Annotated in this window: 25 protein-coding genes and 1 riboswitch; of the genes, 12 read left to right on the forward strand and 13 right to left on the reverse strand. The window is 72.8% G+C overall.

Features of this window, described 5'->3' with window-relative positions; all coding sequences use genetic code 11:
* Nucleotides 1-36: 36 nt before the first annotated feature.
* On the reverse strand, nucleotides 37-870 hold the full coding sequence (locus AB0C21_RS37280) for a L,D-transpeptidase (RefSeq protein ID WP_500210711.1): 834 nt from the start codon (nucleotides 868-870) through the stop codon (nucleotides 37-39).
* 151 nt (nucleotides 871-1,021) lie between these two features.
* Complete coding sequence (locus AB0C21_RS37285; protein WP_500210712.1) at nucleotides 1,022-1,495, reverse strand: MarR family winged helix-turn-helix transcriptional regulator; 474 nt, start codon at nucleotides 1,493-1,495, stop codon at nucleotides 1,022-1,024.
* A gap of 95 nt (nucleotides 1,496-1,590) precedes the next feature.
* Here AB0C21_RS37285 and AB0C21_RS37290 point away from each other — a divergent pair, with 95 nt between their 5' ends.
* Complete coding sequence (locus AB0C21_RS37290; RefSeq protein WP_500210714.1) at nucleotides 1,591-2,766, forward strand: PP2C family protein-serine/threonine phosphatase; 1,176 nt, start codon at nucleotides 1,591-1,593, stop codon at nucleotides 2,764-2,766.
* A gap of 70 nt (nucleotides 2,767-2,836) precedes the next feature.
* Here the strand turns inward: AB0C21_RS37290 and AB0C21_RS37295 are convergent, their stop codons facing one another.
* Together AB0C21_RS37295 and AB0C21_RS37300 are read right to left on the reverse strand one after the other, a co-directional pair.
* Nucleotides 2,837-4,480, reverse strand: coding sequence for a sensor histidine kinase (locus AB0C21_RS37295; protein ID WP_500210715.1), 1,644 nt, complete (start codon nucleotides 4,478-4,480; stop codon nucleotides 2,837-2,839).
* Nucleotides 4,477-5,679: a PP2C family protein-serine/threonine phosphatase gene (locus AB0C21_RS37300; protein WP_500210717.1), complete on the reverse strand. Its 1,203-nt coding sequence runs from the start codon at nucleotides 5,677-5,679 to the stop codon at nucleotides 4,477-4,479. The genes AB0C21_RS37295 and AB0C21_RS37300 overlap by 4 nt, the downstream gene beginning before the upstream one ends.
* A gap of 210 nt (nucleotides 5,680-5,889) precedes the next feature.
* On the opposite strand from AB0C21_RS37300, the gene AB0C21_RS37305 reads away from it, so the two are divergent.
* Nucleotides 5,890-6,522 (forward strand): RNA polymerase sigma factor, encoded by a 633-nt coding sequence (locus AB0C21_RS37305; RefSeq protein WP_500210719.1) that lies wholly within the window; start codon nucleotides 5,890-5,892, stop codon nucleotides 6,520-6,522.
* Nucleotides 6,519-7,685, forward strand: coding sequence for a CU044_5270 family protein (locus AB0C21_RS37310; protein WP_500210721.1), 1,167 nt, complete (start codon nucleotides 6,519-6,521; stop codon nucleotides 7,683-7,685). Before AB0C21_RS37305 ends, AB0C21_RS37310 begins: the two co-directional genes overlap by 4 nt.
* A gap of 147 nt (nucleotides 7,686-7,832) precedes the next feature.
* Here AB0C21_RS37310 and AB0C21_RS37315 read toward each other — a convergent pair whose 3' ends face one another.
* Both AB0C21_RS37315 and AB0C21_RS37320 read right to left on the reverse strand, forming a co-directional pair.
* On the reverse strand, nucleotides 7,833-8,069 hold the full coding sequence (locus AB0C21_RS37315; RefSeq protein WP_500210723.1) for a hypothetical protein: 237 nt from the start codon (nucleotides 8,067-8,069) through the stop codon (nucleotides 7,833-7,835).
* Between the two features lie 145 nt (nucleotides 8,070-8,214).
* Nucleotides 8,215-9,699 carry a pentapeptide repeat-containing protein gene (locus AB0C21_RS37320; RefSeq protein WP_500210725.1) on the reverse strand — a complete coding sequence of 495 codons (1,485 nt, stop codon included), beginning with the start codon at nucleotides 9,697-9,699 and terminating at the stop codon, nucleotides 8,215-8,217.
* A 198-nt stretch (nucleotides 9,700-9,897) separates the two neighbouring features.
* Between AB0C21_RS37320 and AB0C21_RS37325 the strand changes: the two genes are divergently transcribed.
* From AB0C21_RS37325 to AB0C21_RS37345, 5 genes are all read left to right on the forward strand, one after another.
* Nucleotides 9,898-11,982, forward strand: coding sequence for an RNA degradosome polyphosphate kinase (locus tag AB0C21_RS37325; RefSeq protein ID WP_500210727.1), 2,085 nt, complete (start codon nucleotides 9,898-9,900; stop codon nucleotides 11,980-11,982).
* Nucleotides 11,975-12,847 (forward strand): NUDIX hydrolase, encoded by an 873-nt coding sequence (locus tag AB0C21_RS37330; protein WP_500210729.1) that lies wholly within the window; start codon nucleotides 11,975-11,977, stop codon nucleotides 12,845-12,847. Before AB0C21_RS37325 ends, AB0C21_RS37330 begins: the two co-directional genes overlap by 8 nt.
* A gap of 63 nt (nucleotides 12,848-12,910) precedes the next feature.
* Nucleotides 12,911-13,378, forward strand: a complete 468-nt coding sequence (locus tag AB0C21_RS37335) for an ArsR/SmtB family transcription factor (RefSeq protein WP_500210730.1) — start codon at nucleotides 12,911-12,913, stop codon at nucleotides 13,376-13,378.
* Nucleotides 13,375-13,812: an SRPBCC family protein gene (locus tag AB0C21_RS37340; protein ID WP_500210732.1), complete on the forward strand. Its 438-nt coding sequence runs from the start codon at nucleotides 13,375-13,377 to the stop codon at nucleotides 13,810-13,812. Before AB0C21_RS37335 ends, AB0C21_RS37340 begins: the two co-directional genes overlap by 4 nt.
* Before the next feature lie 3 nt (nucleotides 13,813-13,815).
* Complete coding sequence (locus tag AB0C21_RS37345) at nucleotides 13,816-14,613, forward strand: SDR family NAD(P)-dependent oxidoreductase (protein WP_500210734.1); 798 nt, start codon at nucleotides 13,816-13,818, stop codon at nucleotides 14,611-14,613.
* A 12-nt stretch (nucleotides 14,614-14,625) separates the two neighbouring features.
* Here the strand turns inward: AB0C21_RS37345 and AB0C21_RS37350 are convergent, their stop codons facing one another.
* Together AB0C21_RS37350 and AB0C21_RS37355 are read right to left on the reverse strand one after the other, a co-directional pair.
* On the reverse strand, nucleotides 14,626-16,116 hold the full coding sequence (locus AB0C21_RS37350) for a CYTH and CHAD domain-containing protein (RefSeq protein ID WP_500210736.1): 1,491 nt from the start codon (nucleotides 16,114-16,116) through the stop codon (nucleotides 14,626-14,628).
* A 96-nt stretch (nucleotides 16,117-16,212) separates the two neighbouring features.
* Nucleotides 16,213-16,770, reverse strand: coding sequence for a TetR/AcrR family transcriptional regulator (locus tag AB0C21_RS37355; protein ID WP_500210737.1), 558 nt, complete (start codon nucleotides 16,768-16,770; stop codon nucleotides 16,213-16,215).
* 67 nt (nucleotides 16,771-16,837) lie between these two features.
* On the opposite strand from AB0C21_RS37355, the gene AB0C21_RS37360 reads away from it, so the two are divergent.
* Nucleotides 16,838-17,245: a nuclear transport factor 2 family protein gene (locus AB0C21_RS37360; RefSeq protein ID WP_500210738.1), complete on the forward strand. Its 408-nt coding sequence runs from the start codon at nucleotides 16,838-16,840 to the stop codon at nucleotides 17,243-17,245.
* Between the two features lie 41 nt (nucleotides 17,246-17,286).
* Here AB0C21_RS37360 and AB0C21_RS37365 read toward each other — a convergent pair whose 3' ends face one another.
* On the reverse strand, nucleotides 17,287-17,739 hold the full coding sequence (locus tag AB0C21_RS37365) for a GNAT family N-acetyltransferase (protein ID WP_500210767.1): 453 nt from the start codon (nucleotides 17,737-17,739) through the stop codon (nucleotides 17,287-17,289).
* Between the two features lie 148 nt (nucleotides 17,740-17,887).
* Between AB0C21_RS37365 and AB0C21_RS37370 the strand changes: the two genes are divergently transcribed.
* From AB0C21_RS37370 to AB0C21_RS37380, 3 genes are all read left to right on the forward strand, one after another.
* Entirely contained in the window at nucleotides 17,888-18,232 is a 345-nt protein-coding gene (locus AB0C21_RS37370; RefSeq protein ID WP_353818480.1) for a WhiB family transcriptional regulator, read from the forward strand.
* Nucleotides 18,233-18,322: 90 nt separating this feature from the next.
* A complete protein-coding gene (locus tag AB0C21_RS37375) occupies nucleotides 18,323-18,925 on the forward strand; it encodes a rhomboid family intramembrane serine protease (protein WP_149260396.1) in 603 nt (200 codons plus the stop codon).
* A gap of 177 nt (nucleotides 18,926-19,102) precedes the next feature.
* Nucleotides 19,103-19,555 carry a hypothetical protein gene (locus AB0C21_RS37380; RefSeq protein WP_500210739.1) on the forward strand — a complete coding sequence of 151 codons (453 nt, stop codon included), beginning with the start codon at nucleotides 19,103-19,105 and terminating at the stop codon, nucleotides 19,553-19,555.
* Nucleotides 19,556-19,642: 87 nt separating this feature from the next.
* On the opposite strand, the gene AB0C21_RS37385 is transcribed toward AB0C21_RS37380, so the two are convergent.
* The 4 genes from AB0C21_RS37385 to AB0C21_RS37400 all read right to left on the reverse strand — a co-directional run bounded on the left by AB0C21_RS37385 (nucleotide 19,643) and on the right by AB0C21_RS37400 (nucleotide 23,252).
* Nucleotides 19,643-20,401: an SDR family oxidoreductase gene (locus tag AB0C21_RS37385; protein ID WP_500210741.1), complete on the reverse strand. Its 759-nt coding sequence runs from the start codon at nucleotides 20,399-20,401 to the stop codon at nucleotides 19,643-19,645.
* A gap of 86 nt (nucleotides 20,402-20,487) precedes the next feature.
* Nucleotides 20,488-21,945, reverse strand: a complete 1,458-nt coding sequence (locus AB0C21_RS37390) for a hypothetical protein (protein WP_500210742.1) — start codon at nucleotides 21,943-21,945, stop codon at nucleotides 20,488-20,490.
* A 74-nt stretch (nucleotides 21,946-22,019) separates the two neighbouring features.
* Entirely contained in the window at nucleotides 22,020-22,805 is a 786-nt protein-coding gene (locus AB0C21_RS37395; RefSeq protein WP_149260392.1) for a sporulation protein, read from the reverse strand.
* 120 nt (nucleotides 22,806-22,925) lie between these two features.
* A complete protein-coding gene (locus AB0C21_RS37400; RefSeq protein ID WP_500210744.1) occupies nucleotides 22,926-23,252 on the reverse strand; it encodes a DMT family transporter in 327 nt (108 codons plus the stop codon).
* Nucleotides 23,253-23,285: 33 nt separating this feature from the next.
* A riboswitch (guanidine-III (ykkC-III) riboswitch) is annotated at nucleotides 23,286-23,345 on the reverse strand.
* Nucleotides 23,346-23,374 lie beyond the last annotated feature (29 nt).

The following is a 23,374-nucleotide window of genomic DNA, read 5'->3' on the forward strand; positions in this document are numbered from 1 at the left end:
CCGATTCTCGCGAGAGTTGAGGACGGTGCCGGCCGGTCAGGCCGTGATGAACACCAGGGAACCGAGCGGGACCCGGGAGAGCGCCTTGAGCGCGTCCGCGGGCACCCGCACGCAGCCGTGCGAGACGGCCTTGCCGAACACCGAGGCGTCGGGCCAGCCGTGCAGGGCGACGGTGCCGGGACCACCGCCGAAGGTGTCGAGTGTCGCCGAGTGGGTACCGAGAGGCAGGACGATCGGGCTCGGCGTCTTCTTCGCCGGGGCGAGCGTCGCCATGATGAACGTCCGGCCGGTGGGCGTCGGCGTCCTGGCGCCGCCGACCGCGACCGGCCAGCGGCCCACCCGGCGTGCGGACTTCTCCAGGACGAGCCGCCTGCGGGTGAGGTCGATGCGGACGGTGTAGGGCGTGCGCGCGGTCGTCAGTGCGGTGCCGGGGATCCAGCCGGTCGCCCCGTTCGGGCGGCTCGGCAGGAGCACCCTCCGCCAGTCGCCCGACGTCTCCACCACGGGCACCCACGTGGGGCCGCCCAGTTCGGTGGTGGGAAGGGTGGCGAAGCGGTGTCCGGCCGGACGGTCGAACACCGGCGCCGGGCTCGTCGGGTGGACGACGAGGCCGTCGGTGGCCCCGTCGGGCATGGTGTCGGCGGGTGCGCCGGAGAGGGTCTTGTAGGTTGTCGCGTCGGGGACCTTGGCGGATGCGGCGGTGCCTCCGCCCTTGGTTCCGGTCGTGTCGCCGCTCTTGGTCCCGGCGGACGCCGCGCTGTGCCCGGTGGAGGAACCGCCGCATCCGCCGGCCGAAAGGAGCAGAGCGGCGGTGAGCCCGCCCGCGGTGACGGCGCGCAAGGAATGCCGAGGGGCACGTGTTCTCGCCATGGGCCGGGATGTTAGTAGTGGTGGCGACGGCCGTACGGGGAATGGCGAAAACGTTCCAGAGGCCGCCATTGTAAATGTAGATAACGTTCTATTTGGAAGGCGTTTTGCGGAGGGTCACGGCTTTTCACGAAAAACGGATTTCATGGACGGGTCAGGCGAGCATGGAGAGGGAGCCGCCGTCGTCGTCCGGCCGGGTGGCGGCCTCGCGGAACTCGGCGAGGCCCCACAGCAGCGCGGCCTGCGCGGGCGCGGGCATCTCGGCCAGCACGCGGGTGAGGTCCTCGCGCCGCCGGAGCCGGAGCCGGTCGAGGAGCGCCTGGCCGTCGGAGCTCAGCCGTACGGTGACCTGGCGCCGGTCGCGGCCAGGGTCGCGGGACAGCAGCCCGGCGGCCTCCAGCCGGTCGCACAGCCGGCTCGCCGACGACACCAGCGCGCCGAGCTCGCCGGCGAGCCTGCTGATGTTGACCGGGCCCCGCTCCAGGACGAACAGCGCCCGCAGTTGCGTGGACGGAATAGGGACATCCGGGGCATTGTGGGCGCGCGACCACACGTCCACGAGGGTGGACGCCGCATCGTCGAGCGCGGCCGCGGACTCCGCGGCGCCCTCACCCGACGTGGCCACCATGCCCTCCACTGTTACATATGACGTCGCCCACGGCATCCCGGGACCTGCGGGTCCGCCGGCCGCCGGGGCCGTGCGGCGACGAGGCGAGGATCGAGATGCACGGTGCACCCGGTGAGGACCAGCCGTTCGAGGCGGCCAGGAAGGCGATCTGGGCGGCCCCTCCGAACGAGGTGATCTCCGTCGCGGCCGAGTCGCTCGACCGGCACGGCGGGGTCGCCGACGCCGAGGTCCTAGTGATCGACTACCGTCAGACGTTCCTCGTCAGGACGCTGTCGTCCGGCGACGACATCCCGGTCGACAACACGCCCCCGGGGCGGGCGTTCGCGTCGCAGCGGACCGTCCGGGAGGACGGCGCCGGGCTCGCCCACCTGCCGCTGACCGTGAAGGGGGAGCGGATCGGGGTCCTGTCGGTGCGGCTCCCGGACGGCGGGCCGCCCTGGCTGGACGACTTCGCCGGCGTGCTCGCCCGCGCCCTCAAGATCGCCGACCAGGCCACCGACATGTACCGGCGCATGCGGCGGCGGACGCGGCTGACGCTGGCCGCCGAGATGCAGTGGGACCTCCTGCCCGCGCCCGCCTACCGGGCGTCCGAGCTCTGCTTCGCGGGGCAGCTGGAGCCCGCGTACGCGGTGTGGGGCGACTCGTTCGACTGGTCCACGTCCGTCGGACGGTTCACGCTGACCGTCAGCAACGGGATGGGGTCGGGCACGGAGTCCGCGGAGCTCACCCATCTCGCGATCAGCGCGCTGCGCAACGCCCGCCGCTCCGGCGGCGACATCGTCGAGCAGGCCGAGCTCGCCGACGAGGCGGTGTTCGGACGGCACCGGGGCGAGCGGCTCGTGGACGCGCTGCTGCTGGAGTTCTCGCTCGCCGACGGGCGGGTCCGGGCCATCGACGCGGGCTCGCCGATGATCCACCGGATGCGGGGCGGCACCTCGGAGCGGCTCGGGTTCGAGGCGCAGATGCCGCTCGGGATGTTCGGCGACACCCGCTACGTGCCCCAGGAGTTCACCGTCGAGCCGGGCGACCGGCTGGTCATCGTCAGCGACGGCGTGCACGGCGCCCGCTCGCCCGCCGGGGCCCTCTACGCGGAGGCCGGGCTGCTCCAGGCGATGCGCGCCACCCGCTTGCAGGAGCCGCCGGAGGCCGTCCGCACCATGGTCCGGCACTATGTCGGCTTCCACGAGGGCGCCGCGCCCGCGGACGACGCCGTGATCGTGTGCGTCGACTGGACCGGGCCCACGCCGGAGGTCGCCGCCCGGAAGGTCTGACGGTCCCCTACCCGCCGGACGGCGGCGCTCGACCTGTCAGGCGGCGTGCGGGGCGCGGCCGGGCGCGCCCTCACTCATCCGGATCCGCGTCGCCGGTCGAAGGCTGCGCGGGCAGCGTCCAGCGGAACGTCGTCCCGGGGGTGTCGCCGCGCTCGTCGGTGTCGAGCCAGATCCGCCCGCCGTGGTACTCGACGATCTTCTTGCACAGCGCCAGGCCGATGCCCGTGCCGGAGTACTCCTCGCGCGCGTGCAGCCGCTGGAAGATGAGGAAGATCCGGTCCGCGTACTGGGGCTCGATGCCGATGCCGTTGTCGGTGCAGCCGAACTCCCACTCGTCCCCGGCGCGGCGGACGTCGATGGCGACGCGGGGCGGGACGCCCTCCCGGCGGAACTTGATCGCGTTGCCGACGAGGTTCTGGAACAGCTGGACCAGCTGGGTCCGGTCGCCGGGGACGTCGGGCAGCTCCGGCACGTCCACCTCGGCGCCGGTCTCCTCGCGCAGCGTGGAGAGGTTGTCGAGCGCCTGCCGGACGACGTCGTCGAGGTCGACGGAGTCCTCGGGGCGCGCCATCCGCCCGACGCGGGAGAAGCTGAGCAGGTCGTTGATCAGGGCCTGCATGCGCTTGGCGCCGTCCACCGCGAACTCGATGTACTGCTTCCCGCGCTCGTCGAGCTGGTCGCCGTAGCGGCGCTCGATCAGCTGGCAGAAGCTGGCGACCTTGCGGAGCGGCTCCTGGAGGTCGTGGCTGGCGACGTAGGCGAACTGCTCCAGCTCGGCGTTGGAGCGGCGCAGCTCCTCCGTCTGCTCGTCGAGCAGGCGGGTCTTGTCCTCGCTGCTGCGCCACTCGTCGATGATCCGGGCGCGCATCGCGTCGATGATCGCCGCCAGCTCGTTGATCTCCGCCGGGCCGGGGACGTCGAGGCGGTGCCCGAAGTCGCCCTGGGAGACGGCGCGGACGCGTCCGGTCAGCGTCGACACCGGCGTCAGCACGGTCCGGCGGAACACCGCGGCGAGCAGCACCGCCGCCACCACGACCATGGCGAGCGCGGCGAACGTGGACCACTGGGCGGTCCGCGCGCGGGAGTTCAGCTCCGCGGCGGCCCGGTCGTGCATCCGGGTGAGGCCGGTCTGCAGCGGCGTCATGTCGCCGCGCGCCTGCACCAGCAGGCGGTTCGCCAGCCGGCTCTCGGCGCGGTCGACGCCCTGCCCGCCGGGCCGGTCGGCGATCCGGTCGGCGAACCCGGCCCGCCAGGCGCGCGAGTCGGCGGTGGCCTTGCCGAGGAGCCGGTCGACCTCCTCGTGGCCGGACACCCCGGCGATGAGGCGGCGCATGCGCGCGGCGGACGCCGCCTCCTGGCGCACGGCCGCCCGGTACTGCTCGACGTGCTCGCGCCCGCCCTCCTCCGCGTACGCGCGGATGGCCATGTCCTGGCTCGTGACGGCCGTCGACAGCCGGAACTGCTCCAGCGTCGCGGGGTCGACGCGCTCGATCAGGACGTCGCGGGCCCGCTCGTTCCCGTACAGCGCGGCCCCGGCCTGCACGAACACGGCCAGCAGGAGGGCGCCGAGGACGACGGAGCCGACCCAGTAGATCTGGACGAGCCGGACCCGGCCCATGCCGCGCGCCTCGGAGATCTCGGCGCCGGGCAGGACGGCGCCCGGTCCGGAGGGCCGCGGCTCCTCGCCGCTCTCGACGGACGTCGTGGCGGTCACCGGTCGTCCCCGCGGCTCAGCAGCAGCAGGGCGAGGTCGTCGGCCAGGACGTCCCCGTTCAACCGTTCGGCCTCCGCTATGAGTCCGTCGACGAGCACGTCGCCGCGCCTCCCGTCCTCGTGCGCCGCCTTGGCGAGTTGCAGCAGGCCGCTCAGGTCGAGGTGCCCGCCTTCGTCGCCCGCGTGCCCCTCGATGAGCCCGTCGGTGTAGAGCAGCAGGCCCCACTCGTCGCCGAGGTCCAGGTCGACGGCGGGCCACCGGGCTCCGGGCAGCAGCCCGAGCGCCGGCCCCCGGGGCTCGTCGGGGATGGCCTCCACGCCGCCCGGGGAGAAGAACACCGGGCACGGATGCCCGGCCCGGTACACCCGGGCGGCGCGCCGGTCGGGCGCGATCGTCACCATGCAGACGGTCGTGAAGATCTCGTCGCTCCACCGCTCGTGCTGGAGCACGGCGTCGAGCGTGTCGAGGAGCCGCGAGCCCGTGTGCCCGGCGAGGACGAGCGTGCGCCAGGCCATGCGGAGCCGGACGCCGAGGGACGCCTCGTCCGCGCCGTGCCCGCTCACGTCGCCGATCACGGCGTGCACGGCGCCGTCGGCGGTCTCCACGGTGTCGTGGAAGTCGCCGCCGAGCAGGGCGCGGTCGCGTCCCGGCCGGTAGCGGGTGTGGTGCCGCAGCGTCGTGTCGTGCAGGATCGGCACGGGCAGCAGGCCGCGCTCCAGCCGGGCGTTCTCGCGGCTGAGCGCCCGCGCCTCGACGAGCTGCCGCTCGGACTCGTCGGCGCGCTTGCGCTCGATCGCGTAGCTGATCGCCCGGGTGAGCAGCGCGCCGTCCACGTCCTGCTTGACGAGGTAGTCCTGGGCGCCGGCGGCGACGGCCGCCACGCCGACGTGCGCGTCGGCGAGCCCGGTCAGCACGAGCACGGCGGTGGCCGGCGCGTGCTCGCGCACCTGGTGGAGGGCGTCGAGGCCCCGCGCGTCCGGGAGGGACAGGTCGACGATGACGCACTGGATGTCGGGCCGCAGCGCGGCGAGGGCCTCGGCGAGCGTGGCCGCGACGGTGATCCGCAGGCCGGGCTGCGCCTCGGTCAGCAGCTCCTCGAACAGGAACGCGTCGCCGGGATCGTCCTCGACGAGAAGGAGGTGCGGGGAACCGGCGACACCGAGAAGCCGCTCCGCACCGCGACTGGGCATCGCGGCCATGTCTCAGCTCCTTCTGTCCGGCGTGGCCGGGTCGATGTCAGGTGGGAGGCCCTTGCCATCGAGCAAATGTTAGAGGCATCGGACCCCGGGAGGGCACGCCGAGGTACGAAAGGGCCGCCGGATCGCGCGAATCTGGTCGCCGCCGGGTAACGATGCCGTCCCCCGCGCCACTACCCCGTGACATGACCTGAACGGACGGAGGAGCACGCGGTGGCAGACGAGGCCCCCGATGAACAGCGCTTCACCGCGATCTACGACGAGTGCCGCCAGCGCGTGTGGGCCTACGCCGCCGCCCGCGCCGGGGGACAGGTCGCGGACGAGGTGGTGAGCGAGACCTTCGCCGTGGCGTGGCGGCGCCTCGCCGACGTCCCCGACCCGCCGCTGCCGTGGCTGCTCGGCGTCGCGCGGAACGTGCTGCGCGACGGGCACCGCGCGCAGGTGCGGCGTGAGTCGTTCGCGGCCGAGCTCAGGCGGTGGGCGCCGCGCCAGAAGGGCGACGTAGCCGAGGACGTGGCCGAGCGGCTCGCGGTGCTGCGCGCCATGGCGGCGCTGCCCGAGGGGGACCGGGAGATCCTGATCCTCATCGCCTGGCAGGGCCTGACGCCGCGCGAGGCCGCCGCGGTCGTCGGCTGCTCGCCGGCCGCGCTCCGGGTGCGGCTGCACCGCGCGCGCCGCCGCCTGGTCCGCGCGGCCGAGGACGAGCAGCCGGAACCCCGAACCGCACCCACGCGACCGGAGCCGCCTCACCCTCGCGGCCGGGCTGAAGCAGAGCCGAGAGCGGGCGGCACAGGGGCTCATGGAGCGCGGCCGCGCGTCGGATTGATCAAGAAGGAGACGGCATGAGGGATGTGATGCGGGTGCTGCGGGATGCCAGGCCTGAGGAGATGGACCCGAGCGCCCCGGTGGACGAGGGAGTGCGGCGGGCGGAGCTGGCGCGGGCCATGGCGGCGCCGCGGGCGGAGGCGGGGAGCGCCGCGCCTGAGGGGGCCGTGCGTGCGCGGCGGCGGGTGCGGCCGGTCTTGGGGCTCGGGCTGGCCGCGGCGGCCACCGCGGGGGCGATCGCCGCGGCGGCGGTCCTCATCGCTCCCGGCGATGGCGGGACGGAGCCGGCCAAGCGGGGCGGGGGCGGCGAGCGGGTGCTCGACGCCAGGACCGTCCTGCTCGCAGCGGCGGACAAGGCGGACGGGCAGCCCGAGACGACCGGGGCCTACTGGCACCAGGTGACGATCTCGTCGACCACGGACATGGCCCGGACGGGCGGCGAGCGCTTCGCCGTCACGCTCCGGGGCAAGAGCGAGACCTGGACGCCGCGCAAGCCCGGCGGCAAGTTGTGGGTCGCCTCGCAGAACCTGGGGGCGAAGCCCGCGACGAAGGCGGACGAGGAGGCGTGGCGGCGTGCCGGGTCGCCCGGCACGCTCACGGTCGAGGTCCCGTCGTTGCGGGTCAAGCACGCCCCGAAGACGTACAAGGCGAAGACCGCGCCCGGTCCGCGCTGGTTCAGCGGCGCCCCGATGGTCGGCGGCGACAAGGTGTACTGGATCGGCCGCAACGTGAGCATGAAGGACCTGCGGTCGCTTCCGACCGACCCGAAGCGGCTCAAGGCCGATCTGCTGCGCTGGTACAAGGGCCATGACACGGAGTCGGACCGGCCGATGTCGAAGGACCGCTGGCTCTACACCGTGGCGAGCGGTCTGCTGATGGACATTCCGGTGAGCTCCGCGGTGCGGGCGGCCGTGTTCCGGATGCTGGCGGAGCTTCCGGAGGTGCGGTCGCTGGGCAAGGTCACCGATCCGGAGGGGCGGACGGGGAACGCCATCGCGGTGCGGGAGAAGACGCGGCAGGGCGTGACCGAGGAAAAAATGATCATTGATCTGGCGTCGGGCACCGCGCTGGCCAGGGTGCTGATCATGGTGGCGCCGGCTCCGGGCTCGGAAGTCCCGGCGGGGCGGACGATGAACTCCACCACCCAGCTCACCGCCGGATGGACGGATGCCAAGCCGCGCTGAGCCCATTGACGGCCGGGCCCATTGACGGCCGGCCCATTGACGGCGGGGCTCATTGACAGCCGGGGTCATGACGGTCGGCGTCATTGACGGAAGGGGCGGTGCCGGCGCGGCGCCGTCCCTTCTCCGACGTTAGTGGCCGGGTTGTGATCAAGCGCTTTTGGGGGTGCGGCGCGCGGTTTTCTGCGCGGCCCGGCGCTGCGCGGCGGCGGCCTTGGCGCGGTTCAGGCTTTCGCGGACCTTGGCGGCGCCGCGCGCCGCGGTGACGGTGTCCTTGGCGCGCCCGGCGTAAACGGCGAGCACCTCGGCGACGGGCGGAGGCTGCCATTCCTCCTTCGCGACGATCGGCAGGACGGGGATGGGCGCGGTGGCGGAGTTTCCGGACACGGGGTCACCAGTCGCGGGGACGAGCGCGAGATGCGATTGGCAGTGCGGGCACTGCACCCCCGGATGGGTGTCTCTGCTCATAACACGAATCATTACGCGTGGGTCTGACAAAACAACCCCCGCCTTTAGCGGGCCCCCCGGGCGCTTATGTGTTGCGGGCGCTCATGTGCGCCGCGCGGACGCCGCCCGTGCGGTTGTCGTGGCGCGGTCGGTCGTCGTGGCGGACCAGTGACGCGCCGCAGCACAGCAGCGCGATGATGACGGCGAGCCAGGCCACGGCGCGTCCCGCCCGCAGCCCGTATCCGCAGGTGATCCACAGAAGGTGCAGGCCGGCGCGGCGCCACGGGTCGCGCTCGCCGCGCCTGCGCAGTTCGAGCGCGCCGTAGCGGAAGTCGCGGGCGAGGCGGTCGCGGTCGGAGTCGGCCGTGGCGCGGGCCAGCGCCTGGTACAGCGTGCGCAGCCGGTCGTCGCGGGCGGTGTCGCCGGCGAGGCCCTCGGCGAGGACGGCGCGGCCGCGGCGGCGCCACGGCCGCAGCGGGCGCCGCCGCGGCGCGGTCGCGAAGGCGCAGTCGCCGGTGATCCGCAGCGCGTCCGGCCGCCGCAGCCCGAGGAAGCCGCAGCCGCTGAGGTCGACGTCGGCGAGCAGCAGCCGGGTCGCGTCGGCCCGGCGCAGCGAGACGAGCCGGACGCGGGACGGGCCGGAGGCGGCGGCCGGCTCGGCGAGTCCCTGGATCGGGTGGGCCAGAGAGCGGACGGCGGCCGGGCCTTCGAACACCGCGTCCTCCAGGTCGAGTTCGGCGAGCCGGAGCCGGAAGTCGGCCTCGCCGTGGACGACCGCGCCGCGGGCGACGACCTGCCGCGCCGCCGCGTGCACCCGCAGCCCGCCGTGCACGGTCGCGTCCGACAGCGCGATCCGGCCGCCCGCCGCCAGCGGCCCGAGCCAGGCGCCGCGCCGGAACCGCGCCCGCTCGAACCGCGCGTGCCGCGTCACCTGGACGCGCTTGAACGACACGTCGCCGCGAAAGCACGCCCCCTGCATCGCCGCGTCGCGCCCGAACCGCGCGCGGTCGAAGCAGGCCGCGCCCATGAACACGGCGCCGCGGAACGCCGCGTCGGCGTGCCAGCGCGTCTCGCCGAAGACGGCGTCGCCGGTGAACACGGCCTCCTCGAACGAGGCGTGCCGGTGGAACCGGGCCTCGTGGAAGGACGCGTTGCGGGCGAAGCGCGCCCCCCGGAACGAGGCGTTGCCGAAGAACCGCGCGTCGTAGAACGACACCCCGCCGAGGAAGCGCGCGCCGTCGAACGAGCTGTCGCCCTCGACGCAGAAGCCGCGCAGCGCCGCGTCCGCCGGCAGCACCGCCCCGTCGAACCGCGTCCGGCCGAGGTGGGGCCGCCCGTCGGGCCCGGTGACCGCGTCGAGCACCGCGTCCAGCAGCCGCATGGGGACGGTGACGCCGCGCAGGTCGAGGTCGGCGCCGGGGCGCAGCGACCCCGCGAACCGCTCGAAGTCGCGGGGGCTCAGGTGGGCGGGGCAGCCGCCCAGGCCGCCCGCGGCCCGCCCGGTGCAGCCGTCGACGGCGGTGCAGCGCGGCCAGAACACCGTGGGCGGCGAAGGGTCGTGAGTGGTCACGGTCTTCGTTCTACCCACGCGGGGCCGTGTGGTGAAGGTCTCCTGGCAGCCAGGTCGTTGCGACCTCGCCACAGAGCCCGAGGCGGGCGGCCGGGAGCGAGTGATCTGGGGGAACCGCGGGAATGATCGACGTATCAGATACATCGGTGGAACCCGCGAGTTCGACTTTAGTTAACCTAAGTCAGGGAAAATTTCAGTATGACCGTCAATCCAGGACACGTCCCCCCACAGACCGAGGCGCTGCCCGAGGACCGCTTCCTCGATCGGGAGGAGAGCTGGCTGAGATTCAACCAGCGCGTCCTGGAGCTCGCCGAGGATCCGGACCTGCCGCTGCTCGAGCGCGTCCGCTTCCTGTCGATCTTCTCCAGCAACCTCGACGAGTTCTTCATGGTCCGCGTCGCCGGCCTCGCCCGCCGGATGGCGACCGGCCTGGCCGTCCAGTCCGCGAGCGGCCGCCAGCCCCGCGAGGTGCTGGCGCGCACCGGCGTGGTCGCGCACGAGCTGATGCAGCGGCACGCGTCCTGCTTCCGCAAGGAGATCCTGCCCGCGCTCGGCGAGGAGGGCATCGACATCCTGCGCTGGGACGAGCTGGCCGAGACCGAGCAGGAGCGGCTGCGGCGGCTGTTCCGCGACCGGATCTACCCCGTGCTCACCCCGCTCGTCGTCGACTCCGCGCACCCGTTCCCCTACATCTCGGGCCTGTCGCTGAACCTCGCGGTGATCGTCCGCGACCCGGAGACCGACGCCACGATGTTCGCCCGGGTGAAGGTGCCGCCGCTGCTGCCGCGCTTCATCGAGGCGTCCCCCGACCGGTTCACGCCGCTGGAGGACGTCATCGCCGCGCACCTCGGGCAGCTGTTCGTCGGGATGGAGGTCGTCGAGCACCACGCGTTCCGCGTCACCCGCAACCAGGACCTGGAGATCGACGAGGACATCAGCGAGGGGCTGCTCCAGGCCCTCGAACGCGAGCTGCTGCGCCGCCGGTTCGGCCCCGTCGTCCGGCTGGAGGTCGAGGAGTCGATCTCCGAGGGCGTGCTGGACCTGCTCACCTCCGAGCTGGGGGTGGAGGAGGGCCAGATCTACCGCGTCGTCGGGCCGCTCGACCTCGGCGGCCTCGCCGCCATCGCCGACCTCGACCGGCCGGAGCTGAAGTACTCCCCTTTCGTTCCCTCGAAGGAGGCGCTGCCGGAGGACGTCAGCATCTTCAGCGCCATCCGTGAGCGGGACGTGCTCGTCCACCACCCCTACGACTCGTTCACCACGACCGTCCAGCGGCTGATCGAGGACGCCGCGACCGACCCGCACGTCCTTGCGATCAAGCAGACGCTGTACCGGACGAGCGGCGACTCCCCGATCGTGGACGCGCTGATGAGCGCCGCCGAGGCCGGCAAGCAGGTCGTGGTGGTGGTCGAGCTGAAGGCCCGGTTCGACGAGCGCGCCAACATCGCCTGGGCGCGCAAGCTGGAGACCGCCGGCTGCCACGTCGTCTACGGGTTCGTCGGGCTGAAGACGCACTGCAAGCTCGCGCTGATCGTCCGGCAGGAGTCCGAGGGCCAGCTGCGCCGCTACTGCCATATCGGCACCGGCAACTACCATCCGAAGACGGCGCGCCTCTACGAGGACTTCGGGCTGCTCACCGCCGACCCCGAGGTCGGCGAGGACGTCAGCGCCCTGTTCAACCACCTCACCGGCTACTCGCGGCAGAGCTCCTACCACCGGCTGCTCGTCGCGCCGAACAGCCTGCGCTCCGGGCTCGTCCAGCGGATCGAGCACGAGATCGACAACCACCGGGCCGGGCATCCGGCCCGCGTCCGGATCAAGTGCAACTCCGTCGTGGACGAGGTGGTCATCGACGCGCTCTACCGGGCGTCGCGGGCCGGGGTGCCGGTGGACGTCTGGGTCCGCGGCATCTGCGCGCTGCGTCCCGGCGTGCCCGGCCTGTCGGACATGATCCGGGTGCGCAGCGTCCTCGGCCGCTTCCTGGAGCACTCCCGCGTGTTCGCGTTCGAGAACGGCGGCGAGCCCGAGGTGTGGATCGGCAGCGCCGACCTGATGCACCGCAACCTGGACCGCCGCGTCGAGGCCCTCGTCACCGTCACCGACCGGGCCCAGCGCGACGACCTGCTCGCCCTGATGGACCGGGCCATGGACGAGGGCACCCACGCGTGGACGCTCGACGGCGAGGGGACCTGGACGCGCAGCCGGTCCCTCCCCGGCGAGACCCTGCTGGACATCCAGACCCACCTGGTGAAGAGCCGCCGGTGGAGGACGATCGATGCCTGACGTCGTCCGGGCCGCCGGAACGCTGCTGTGGCGCGACGGCCCCGAGTTCGCGCTGATCCACCGCCCCCGCCACGACGACTGGTCGTTCCCCAAGGGCAAGGTCGACCCGGGCGAGCACGTGCTGCGCGCCGCCGTCCGCGAGGTCGAGGAGGAGACGGGCGTCGTCCCCCGCCTCGGGCGGCGGCTGCCGACCGTCTCCTATCCGCTCGGCGAGCGGACCAAGCTGGTCGACTACTGGGCCGCCCGCCCGGCCGGCGGAAGCGCGTTCGCCCCCAACGAGGAGGTGGACGAGCTGGTCTGGCTGCCCGCGGAGGAGGCCGAGGCGCGGCTCAGCTACCGGCACGACGCCGACCTCCTCCGCGCGTTCCTCCAGGGGCCGCTCCACACCGCGCCGCTGGTGATCCTGCGGCATGGGTGCGCGGGGGAGAAGAGCGCGTGGCGGGAGGCCGACGAGCTGCGCCCGCTGGACGGCACCGGCCGTGCCGAGGCGGCCGAGCTCGCGGACCTGCTGCACTCCTACGGGCCCATGCGGGTCGTCAGCTCGGCGACCGCGCGCTGCCTGGAGACCGTCCTGCCCTATGCGCGGCGGGTCCGCGTGCCCGTCGAGACCGAGGCGGCGTTCACGGTCGGCGAGACGAATCCCGACCAGGCCTTGGAGCGGCTGCTCTCCATGGCGGGCACCCCGGTGGTCGTGAGCACGCACGGCGAGATCGTCTCCGAGCTCGTCACCGGGCTCTGCCGCAAGCTGGGGGAGAAGGTGCCGGACGACACGGACCTGCCCAAGGGCGGGTTCTGGACGGCGCACCTGGCCGACGGCTCGATGGCCGCCCTGGAACGCCACGGCCCGGAGGCGGCACGGCCGTAGCCGGTACGGCCCCGGCGAACCTTCTGTTGCGGTTTTCCCTGGCTGACCTCTATATTCATCCCTATGGGTGAATATCAGGGCGACCTGCTCGATTCCGTCTTCTCGGCGGTCTCCGACCCCACCCGCCGCGCCATCCTGGCCCGGCTCGCCGAGTCCGACACCCGGGTGACCGACGTCGCCGGGGCCTTCCCGATCTCCCTCAACTCGACGTCCAAGCACATCCGGGTGCTGGAGGGCGCGGGGCTGGTGCGGCGGACCGTGCGAGGCCGCGAGCACATCCTGACCCTGGACGCGGCGCCGCTCGCCGAGGCGGCCGCCTGGATCGAGCACTACCGCCGCTTCTGGAGCGAGCGGCTCGCCGCGCTCGACGCCTTCGTGACCGGCTCCGCCGCCACCGACCGTGCCGCCACCGACCGTGCCGACACCGACCGTGCCGACACCGACCGTGCCGCCACCGACCGTGCCGCCACCGACCGTGCCGACACCGACCGGGACGACGCCGGCCGGGACGACGCTGAGGGGGCATCGTGACCAATGAGTACTCGGTGACCGTCCGGCGGGAGATCGCCGCCTCTCCCGAGGAGCTCTTCGACGCCTGGCTGGACGCGCGGAGCCTCGGAGCGTGGCTCAGGCCGTCCGGCATCAGGGAGACCCGGGCCGAGACGGATCCGCGCGAGGGCGGGACGTTCCGCATCGTCATGGTCGACGACGAGTCGTCCATCCTGCACTCCGGCACCTACCGCGAGATCGACCGGCCCCGGCGGCTGGTGTTCACCTGGTCCTCTCCCGCGACGCGGTTCCGGGACTCGGTGGTGACGGTGACCTTCCGGCCGTCCCCCGGCGCGACGGTCGTGGAGGTCCACCAGGTCGGGCTTCCGGACGAGGAAGCGCGGACCTCGCACCACGCCGGCTGGTCGGACTGCCTGCGCGGGCTCAGCCGAACCCACACTCGAGACGAGGACTGAACTGTGACGACCTTGGAGAAGAAGGTCGCCGTCGTCTACGGCGGCGGGGGCATCGTCGGAGGCGCGATCGCGCGCACCTTCGCGCGTGAAGGCGCCCAGGTGCACGTCGTCGGACGCACCCGCGCGCCGCTGGACCGCGTGGTGCAGAGCGTCACCGGCGATGGAGGCCAAGCGGAGGCGGCCCTGGTCGACGCCGCGGACGAGGACGGCGTGCGCCGTCACCTGGACCAGGTGGTCGAGCGGGCCGGACGCCTCGACATCCTGGTCAACGCGGTCGGCGTCCCCCACGTGCAGGGGCCCCCGCTCGCGGAGCTCGGCCTCGACCAGTTCATGGCGCCGATCGACGGATACCTGCGCGCGCTCTTCGTCACCGCGAAGGCGGCCGCTCCCCACCTGGCGGAGCACGGTTCGGGCGTCGTCCTCACGCTGTCCACCCCCGGCGCCCGCCTGACGGGACGGGGCTTCCTCGGCAACGGCGTCTCCTCGGCCGCCGTCGAGGCCTTCTCCCGGATCCTGGCGGGCGAGCTCGGCCCCGACGGGGTGCGGGTGGTCTGCCTCCGGCCGCACGCGATCCCCGCGTCGGTGGGCGCCTCCCATGTGACCGAGGCGTTCGCGGAGATGGCCGGCCGCGCGGGCGCGACCACGGACGAGTGGCTGGCGGGCGCCGCTCAGGGGACGCTCCTCGGGCGCCTGCCGACGCCCGAGGACGTGGCCGAGTACGCCGCGTTCGCGGCCTCCGACCGCGCCCGGACGATGACGGGAGCGGTCGCCAACCTCAGCGCCGGCCTCCTCGTGGACTGACGCGCCGGCGGCCTAGAACGAGGGGCCGAGGGTGCGGGACCAGGTGGTCGCCAGGAGGTCGCGCGCCTTCTCCGACTCCGCACGCTCCTTGCCGTAGAGCACGCCGAGCGCGAAGGCGTCGGCCGTCGTCCGGGCGCGGGCGGCGGCCCGCTCGAGGTACTCCATCGCGATCACGGCGTCCTGGTGGGCGCCGAGGACCTCCTGGATGCGCTTGGCGTCCTTGACCACCCGCTTGGCCCCCGCCCCCAGCACCGGGACGGCCAGCTCGGCCGCGTACCGGGCGCGCTTGGCCGCCTTGCGCGTCTCGTGGCGCGCGAGGTCGGGGTCGCCGGAGGTCTTGATCGACGCGTAGGCACCGGCCATCCGGTCCCAGGCGCGGGTGACGAGCGCGGGGAGCTCCTTGCGGGCCTTCTTGCCGGCCGCGGCCGCGAGGGGCGGGTCGGCGACCAGCCGGTCCAGGTCGTCGAGCAGCGTGAAGTACCGCGACCCCTTCAGGGCCGAGTTCAGGTGCCGGTACGCGGCCCGCTCGTGCCGCTCCAGATCGTCCAGCAGGACGCGCGGCGCCCCCGCGAACCGCATCCGGAGCACCTCCAGGTCGCGCACCTCGCCGAGGGTCTGCGCCAGCCAGCGCAGCTCGGCGGCGAGCGGCGCGGTCCGCTCCGCGTCCAGGACGGTCCGGTAACCGCGCAGCGCGCTGCGGGTCCTGCGGGTCGCCACCCGCATCCGGTGGACGGCGTCGTCCTCGCCCAGCCGCGCCCCGGGGTCGAACCGCAGGATCGCCTCGACCTGCTCGGCGAGGTAGGCCAGCACGACCTCGCCGGTGGTGATCGCCGGCGCCTTCCCGTTGCCGATGGCCTCGGTGATCCGCGACCGGGCCTCGGCCCGCTGGCGGGCCGACTCCGAGGGCGCGACGGCGTCCCCGAGGAGCCGCGCCAGCTTGGACGCCGACTTGGCCTTCTTCGCGCCGGCCTTCCGCAGCCGCTTGCCCGCGGCCTTCAGCAGCTCCGGCGGCCCGGCGGCGAGCTCGACCTCGATCTCCCGCCACCGCTCGGGATCGGAGTCCTGCCCGCGCCCGGTCACCAGGTCGTCGGCGACCTCCGCGAGGGCCTCGCCGTCCGGGCCGAGCAGGCGCACGACCGTCCGCCGGGTCTCCAGGGTCGCGACGGGACGCAGCTCGGCCCCGCGCGTGTGCGCGGCGACCAGCCCGGACAGGCGCGCCGGGACGAGCAGGGGCCGCCCGAGCGGCGCCCTGAACTCCTGCTTCTCGTCCGGCCCGGCGGGCATCTTCAGGTGCCAGCCCGCGTCCGGCCCGCCCCGCCGCCGGCGCAGCGTGATCCGGTTGGCCGCGAGGCGCAGGTCCGGGGTGTCGAAGTAGGTGGCGTGCAGGTCCTGGACCTCGGGCTCGCCCACCGACGCCACGCCCGGGATCCCGTCCAGATCGGGCAGGACGAACCCGGCGGAGGCGTCGTACTTCTGCTCGATCTCCAGATGCCTGTCGGCCACGCGCTGCTCCTCCGGTTCGGGTGACAAATCTGGACACACACCCAGGTAGCCAGCATTTCACGCCAAGGTGAACACGGACAGAAGCCTTTGCGGCCGCTAGGGAGCGAGCACGGCGCGGCAGGTGGTGGCGATCAGTTCATCGACCCGCGCCGGCGGGGGCCGGCGGTCGAGCAGGTGGCGGCGGACCGCGCCGTAGGGGACGTCGACGGTGGCGAAGACCAGCCGGTCGCGGTCGACGCCGCGGCGCCGGGCGAAGGCGGTCAGCGCGCCCGCCGCGCGGGCGTTCAGGGCGTCGAGCGGCTCGGCGAGTTCGGCGGGCCAGGCGGCGGCGAGGTCGCGGCGGCGGTGCAGGAGCAGGACGGCGGCCTCGGCGGGGTTCTCGCGGCACCACCGGGGCGTGTGCAGGGCGGCCGCCTCGGCGTCGTCGGCGTCCAGGGCCGCGACGAAACCGTCCTGGAAGCGGCGGACGCACCGGGTCCACAGGGTGGCGAGCAGCAGGTCGCGCGACCCGAAGCGGTGGTACAGCGAACCGGAGGGCGCCCCGAGGCGGTCGGCGATGGCGGCGATCGTGGCGGCGGCGGGCCCGCCCTCGGCCGTCACCGCGAGCGCCGCGTCGAGGATCCGGTCCTCGCTGAACTTGGCGGGCCTACCCATGCACGTCCTTCCGATGATAGTAGTGAGGAGATTCTAGAACAGCGTCTCTAAAACACGAGGAGCAGCCATGACGGCGTCCGAGATCGTCAAGGGTTTCTACACCGCGGCCCAGGCGGGCGACGGGGCGGCGATCCTCGCCCTCCTCCACCCGGATTTCGAGGCGCACACCGCGCCCGGGCTGCCGTGCGGCGCGGGCGGCGCCTTCCAGGGGCCCGAGGAGACGCTCGCCCGCGTGTGGGGAGCGGTCTTCGCCGAGTTCGAAACGGCCCCCTACGCCGAGACCTGGCACGAGACGGGGGACGGCCTCGTCGTGGTGACCGGGCGCTACCGGGGGACGGCCAGGGCCACCGGCCGTTCGTACGAGGCGGAGTTCGCGCATCTGTGGCGCGTCACCGACGGGAGGATCTCCTGGCTGCACCAGTACACCGACACAGCCCGGTGGCGGGACGCCCTCGTCCCTGCCGCCACGCCGTGAACCCGCGGTGATCCCGCCGCGAGCCGTCGCGGGGGCGCGGCTCAGGTGAGGTGGTACTTCATCCCCATGTGGGACGGGCGGAAGCCGATCTTCTGGTAGAAGCGGATCGCGTCGGGGCGCTGGCGGTCGGTGGTGAGCTGGACGACGCGGCAGCCGCGCGCGCGGGCCTGGTCGATCGCCCAGTTGATCATGAGCTGGCCGATCCCGCTGCCGCGCTGCTCGGCGGCCACCCGGACGCCCTCGATCTGGGCGCGCTCGGAGCCGGTGTAGGTGAGGCCGGGGATGAAGGTGAGCTGCAGCGTGCCGGCGACCGCCCCGGCGACCTCGGCGATGACCAGGCTGTTGTTGGGGTCCTTCTCGATCGCGGCGAACGCCCTGAAGTAGGCCTCCGGGATCTTCTCCCCGAGTGTTTCGCGTGTGGATCCCAGGGGATCGTCGGCGAGAAGCCGGACGATCTCAGGGAGATCGTCCACCGTCGCCTCGCGGAAGGTCACTTCTTGATCACTCTGCACACCTCCAAGGTTATCCGGGCGCTAAGTTGCAGCGTTCGCCCATGTCTTGTAGTACTACGATGCGTAGTACTACGCTGAGTGGAGATCCCCGGCTCGGACGGCGGTCTCATCGCCGCGCAGGGAGAAGTCAATGCACAAGAACGAGAACGAGGAACACTGGAGCGACCACGCCATCTGCCGCGGGGCCGACCCTGACCTGTTCTTCCCGATCGGCTACTCGGCGCCGCTGCTCCAGGCTCAGGAGGACGCCGCGAAGGCGATCTGCTCCAACTGCCCCGTGAAGGCCGACTGCCTCGCGTGGGCGCTGCGGGTGGGGGAGCCCGACGGCATCTGGGGCGGTACGACCCCCGAGGAGCGGCGCTACCTGCGCCGGACGGCCGACGCCCCGGCGCGGCGGCCCCTGCCGGTGATCGTGGTGCGCGGTGACGCCTCCGAGTCGGAGCACGCGCCGGCCGCCCAGGAGAGGGCCGCCTAGCAGCAGGCCGCCGCCGCGAGGTCGTCGGCACCTTCCGGCCGTCCCGCTCGTTGACGGTTCCAGGGACGTACAGACTTTACGGTGGCTGACATGAGCTATACCCCCGACCGGCAGCGTTCCGAGGGACTGGCGAAGCACGGCGTCCGCGCCCTGTCGTCCGCGGTGCTGATCCTCATCGTGACCGCCGCGATGTGGGTGCTGGAGGCGGTCGACTACACGACGAACGGGTGGCTCGACCGGTTCGGGATCCAGCCGCGCGACGTCGACGACCTCCCCGACATCTTCACCGCGCCGTTCATGCACGCCGGCTTCGGACACCTGATGGCCAACACGGTCCCGTTCCTGATCCTCGGCTTCGTCGCGGCGGCGCGGGGCATCGCGAAGTTCCTGGCCGCCAGCCTGATCATCATTGTGGTCGGCGGGCTCGGGGTGTGGTTCCTCAGCTCCGCCAACACCCTCGGGTCGAGCATCCTGATCTTCGGGTTCTTCGGCTACCTGGTGGGACGCGGGATCTTCGAGCGGCGGCTGCCGGACATCGCCATCGCGGTCGCCGTCGTCGCCGTGTACGGGACGATGCTGCTCGGCGTCCTCCCGAGCGACCCCACCATCTCGTGGCAGGGCCACCTGTTCGGGCTGCTCGGCGGCGTCCTCGCCTCCTGGTTCCTGCGCCGCGGCAAGATCGAGGCACCCTGAGGGACGCTCGGCGTGTTGTCCTGAATTCGGCTCTAAATGCTTCTTATTGCGAATAGACGATAATCTGGTGACTCCATTGTTTTGTCGTCACCATGGCTCTTCTTGATCTTCGTCGGGTATCGGTCCCCCTGAGGCGGGCGACATCGCCCACCAAAAGGAACGATCAGGGGGAGAAGGATGAGCGTGCGACAAGCGATGGCCGTGGCCGCCGCGGGAGCGGCCGCGGGGGCGTTCGCGGTGATGGGGGCCGGTACGGCGCAGGCGCAGACGGACGTCGAGCTCTGCGAGTACCTCGTCACGGCGCCGCACGGACTCAACGTCCACGAGATGCCGAATGTGCATTCGAAGGTCGTGGGCGTTCTGAAGTACCACGCGAAGCCGTGGGCCGACTGCAAGAAGAAGGGTTTCACCGAGATCCGCGGAAATGTCCCGGTGCAGCTCCGGCACGGGTTCATCGACGTCAAGTACCTGCGCAAGCTCCGCGTCATTCCCACCGACGGCGTGGAGACGGGTGGCGGCGGCACCTCCACCGGGACGAGCTCCGCGCTCGCCGGGGCGGGTCTGGCGACGGTCCTCGCGGGCGGCGGGCTGGCGCTGGCGGCACGGCGGCGGGCGACCACTCCCGCCTGACGTCGGCGACGGGGCGTGGACGAGGACGCCCCGCCGTCCGCCACGAACGGAGGACGGCCGTGTCGCCGTGGTGCGGCGACGCGGCCGTCAGCTCCGCGACGGGTTCGGCCGGACGGTGACGTCCGAGACCACGGCGTCCCGGGGCGTCTCCAGCGCGGCGACCAGCACGCGCGCCACGGTCTCGGGGGCGGCGAAGTCGTCCTCGGCGTAAGGGTGGCCCTCCTGGGCGCGGACCCTGCGCTGCATGTCCGTGGCCGTCCGGCCCGGGTACACGGTCGTGACGCGCAGGGACGGCTCCTCCGCGCGCAGCGAGTCGGCCAGCGCGCGCAGGCCGAACTTGCTCGCCGCGTACGCCGACCACTCGGGATTGGCGCGCAGCCCCGCGGTGGAGTTGACGAACACGACGTGGCCCTCGGCGGCGCGCAGCGCGGGCAGCAGCAGCCGCGTCAGCTCCGCGGCCGACACGAGGTTGACCGACAGGTGCTCCATCCACTCGTCGGCCTCGGTGTCGGCGACCGTCCCCAGATGCACCATGCCCGCCGCGTGGACGATGCCGTCCAGCCGCGCGGGGATCCCGGCCTCCGCGAGCGACGCCTCGATGCGGCGCGGCTCCGTCAGGTCGAGCGGGATCGTGCCGATGGCCGCGGCGCGCGGCGGCGAGGCGACCGCGCCCCGGTTGATGACCTGCGTGGCGGCGTTCGCGCCCCCGCGCAGCGTCGCGGCGAGGCCGTCGAGGCGCTCGGGGGAGCGGCCGGTGAGGAGGAGGTCGTGCCCGCGTTCGCGCAGCAGCTCCGCCACCGCCGTGCCGATGCCGCCCGTCGCCCCCGTGATCAGATACGTGCCCATGGCGTCCCATTCTCGTGGATCCCCTACCCCGGAATGACGCCCGGGGCGGCGCGGTGGTTCGGCGCGAGCCCGTTTCGGGCGGCGGCTCAGTTCGGGCGCAGCACCCGGGCCGCGCCGGCGATCAGCGCCGTCACCAGCACCCATCCCGTCGCGACGAGCGCGTACCCCACCCAGCGGGACCAGTTCACCGCGTCGTAGGAGAGTTGCTGCCCGAACGTGTCGAGCGGGATCAGCAGGTCCAGCGTGTAGATCAGCGCGTGGAAGGAGGGCAGCTCGTCCCGCGGCTTGACCGGCCGCGGGTGCTCCAGCGAGAACACCGTCGTCCCGACGGCCAGCAGGGCGGCGAACCACGCGAACGCCAGCCAGGGCCGGTAGCCGAACCCCACCGTCCAGTCGAGCACGTGGTTCCACGCGCGGGCGACCGGGTGCAGCCCGCGGCGCCGGGCCCGCATCTTGGCGAGCTGCACCTTCCGGGCCAGATCGTCGTGGCCGATGCCGTGGTACCAGACGGCGAGCTGCTCGTACGGCTGGAGGTAGAACTGCGTGTCCCGCGACACCCAGCTGAGCCGGTCCTTGAACTTGCCGCCGCGCAGCGTCTGGTACGTCAGGCCGTCCAGGTACAGCTCGTCCGGCCAGATGTCCGGGTGGTCCTGGATCAGGTCGATCCTGGAGTACGACAGCGACACCCGGCCTCTGATCTTCTCCTCCGGCCACAGCAGCAGCTCGTCGACCTGCATGTGGCTGGCGTGCAGCGCCATCCGCGCCGGGTCGGAGGAGTCGAGCCGGCCCTTGGAGAACGACAGGATGCCGTTGACGCGGGCGCTGCGCAGCCGGACGGTGCCGAGCGCGTTGAACCCGTGGCTCAGCTCCGCGGTGTCCTCGACGACCATGTTCTGCGCGTCCAGGGCGATGCGGCCCGGGTTGACGAGGGTGGTGCGCTCCATGAACAGCCCGCCGTTCATCCGCGCGCCCACGAACCGCACCCCGCCGGTGATCTCGGCGTCCCTGATGAACGCCCCGGCGTCCACGACGAGCGCGCCGCCGGAGACCGCCCACTTCTCCGGCGCGGACGCGGTGACCCGCGTCCCGTTCATCCGCAGGCCGCCGAGGATCTGCGCCCGCGGCAGCCGGACCTCCCCCTCGATCTGCGACCCGGACAGGCTGAGGAAGCCGTCCACGCGCAGGCCGCCGCCGTCGAAGCCGGGCATCCGGCAGCCGGAGAACCGGAGCTGGCGCGTCTCGGCGTTGGCGAACACCGCCTCCTCGACGAGCCGGCAGTCCTCCAGGAGCAGCTCGGCCTCGACGCGGCCGCCCGAGACGTCCAGCCGCCCGGTGACGTAGGCGCCGCGGAGCCGGACGGCCGCGACCGCGCCGGGACGGGCCTCGCGCTCCCCGAGCAGCAGCCGGGTGATGATCTCGGCGCGGACGATGCGGTCGGGCAGGGGGCCGGCCGGGCGGTCGTCGCCGAGGACGACGGTCGAACCGGTGGGGAACGCCGTCCACAGGCGCCGTTCCGCGTCGTTGAGTCCGGGGGGCTGGGGCACGGGACCTCTTTCTACGCGGAGATCCCCTCCGCGATCAACATCGCGGAGGGGATCCCCCGTGTATTGCCGGCGGGCTAGAAGAAGCCCCGGCGGCGCCCGGCCTCCTGCAGGAAGCCGTCGAGCTGCTGCTCCCAGTTGGTGTGCTCGACGGTCGCGTAGTCGACCGTGAACCGGCTGAACGCGTCATGGCCCTCGGTGAACACCCCGCCGCGCTTGTCGAGCTCCAGCACGACCTCCATCGACTGCGGGTAGGACACGAACGTCACTTCGAGCTGCTTGATGCCGCGCGCGTACTGGCCCGGCGGGTAGAACTCGATCTCCTGGTAGAAGGGCAGCTCCTGGTGGACGCCCCAGATGCGGCCCTTCTCGCAGTCGGCGTTCCGGAACTGGAAGCCGAGGTTGGAGAACGCCACGAGGATGCGCTCCTGCGCGGGCAGCGGGTGGACGACGATGGGATCGAGGTCGCCCGGGTCGAGCGCGCCCGCGACCTCCAGTTCCGTCGCCAGCCCGACCGTCGTCCCGTGCAGGGGGCGCCCGTACATGTGGGTGAGCGGCGCCTCCCACGGGATCGGGAACTGGAACGGGATGCTGTGCCGCGCACCCTCCTGCAGGCTGAACCCGCCCGCGACCGGCATCTTGGAGTACTCCAGGTTGGAGGTGTACTCGTTGTCGCCCGACTCGACCTCGACCCTGGTGCGCAGGGCGAGGTTCACCGCCTTGATGTCGGAGTTGAACTGGCCTCCGATGATGGCGATCTCGCCGGTGACGACGCCGCCGGGCGTGGTGTTCGGGTCGTGCAGAACCGTCTCGATCGAGGGGCCGCCGATGCCCATCGCCTGACGCAGCTTCTTGAAGACCAAGGTCCGTCCTCCCGTGTTCGAGCGACTCCCCGCGCTCTCTTCGTCCCATAGACGCTGTTACGGGAGATTACGTTCCTGAGAACTTTGCTGACCTGCGAAATCGATGGCCGCACCTGGCCGTCAGTGGCCCCCGCCTCCGGCGAGGTTCAGGCCGACGACCCCGAGGACGATGAGCGCGAGCGCGACGATCCGCGTCGCGGAGACCTCGTCGCCCATGACGAGCATGCCGAGCGCCGCGGTCCCGACGGCTCCGATGCCGACCCAGACGGCGTAGGCGGTGCCGACCTCCAGGTGCTTCAGGGCGACGGTGAGGAGGCCGAAGCTCGCGACGGCGGACACGAGGAAGCCCGCCGATTCGAGCGGTTGGGTGAAGCCCTTGCTGGCCTTGAGGCACAGGGCCATGGCGACCTCGAAGAGGCCGGCGACGATGACGAGGATCCAGGCCATGGTGGCACTCCCGGAACACGAGACGACTGCGGTCACGCGCCGTCTTCGCCTGCCGGGTACGGCGCACCTCGTCCGGGAGAGACCGCTCGCCTGAGCGGGGCCCTCGATGACGTCAACGGCCC

It is taken from the genome of Spirillospora sp. NPDC049024 (assembly GCF_040649235.1).
In the GTDB taxonomy this organism is placed as follows: Bacteria; Actinomycetota; Actinomycetes; order Streptosporangiales; family Streptosporangiaceae; genus Spirillospora.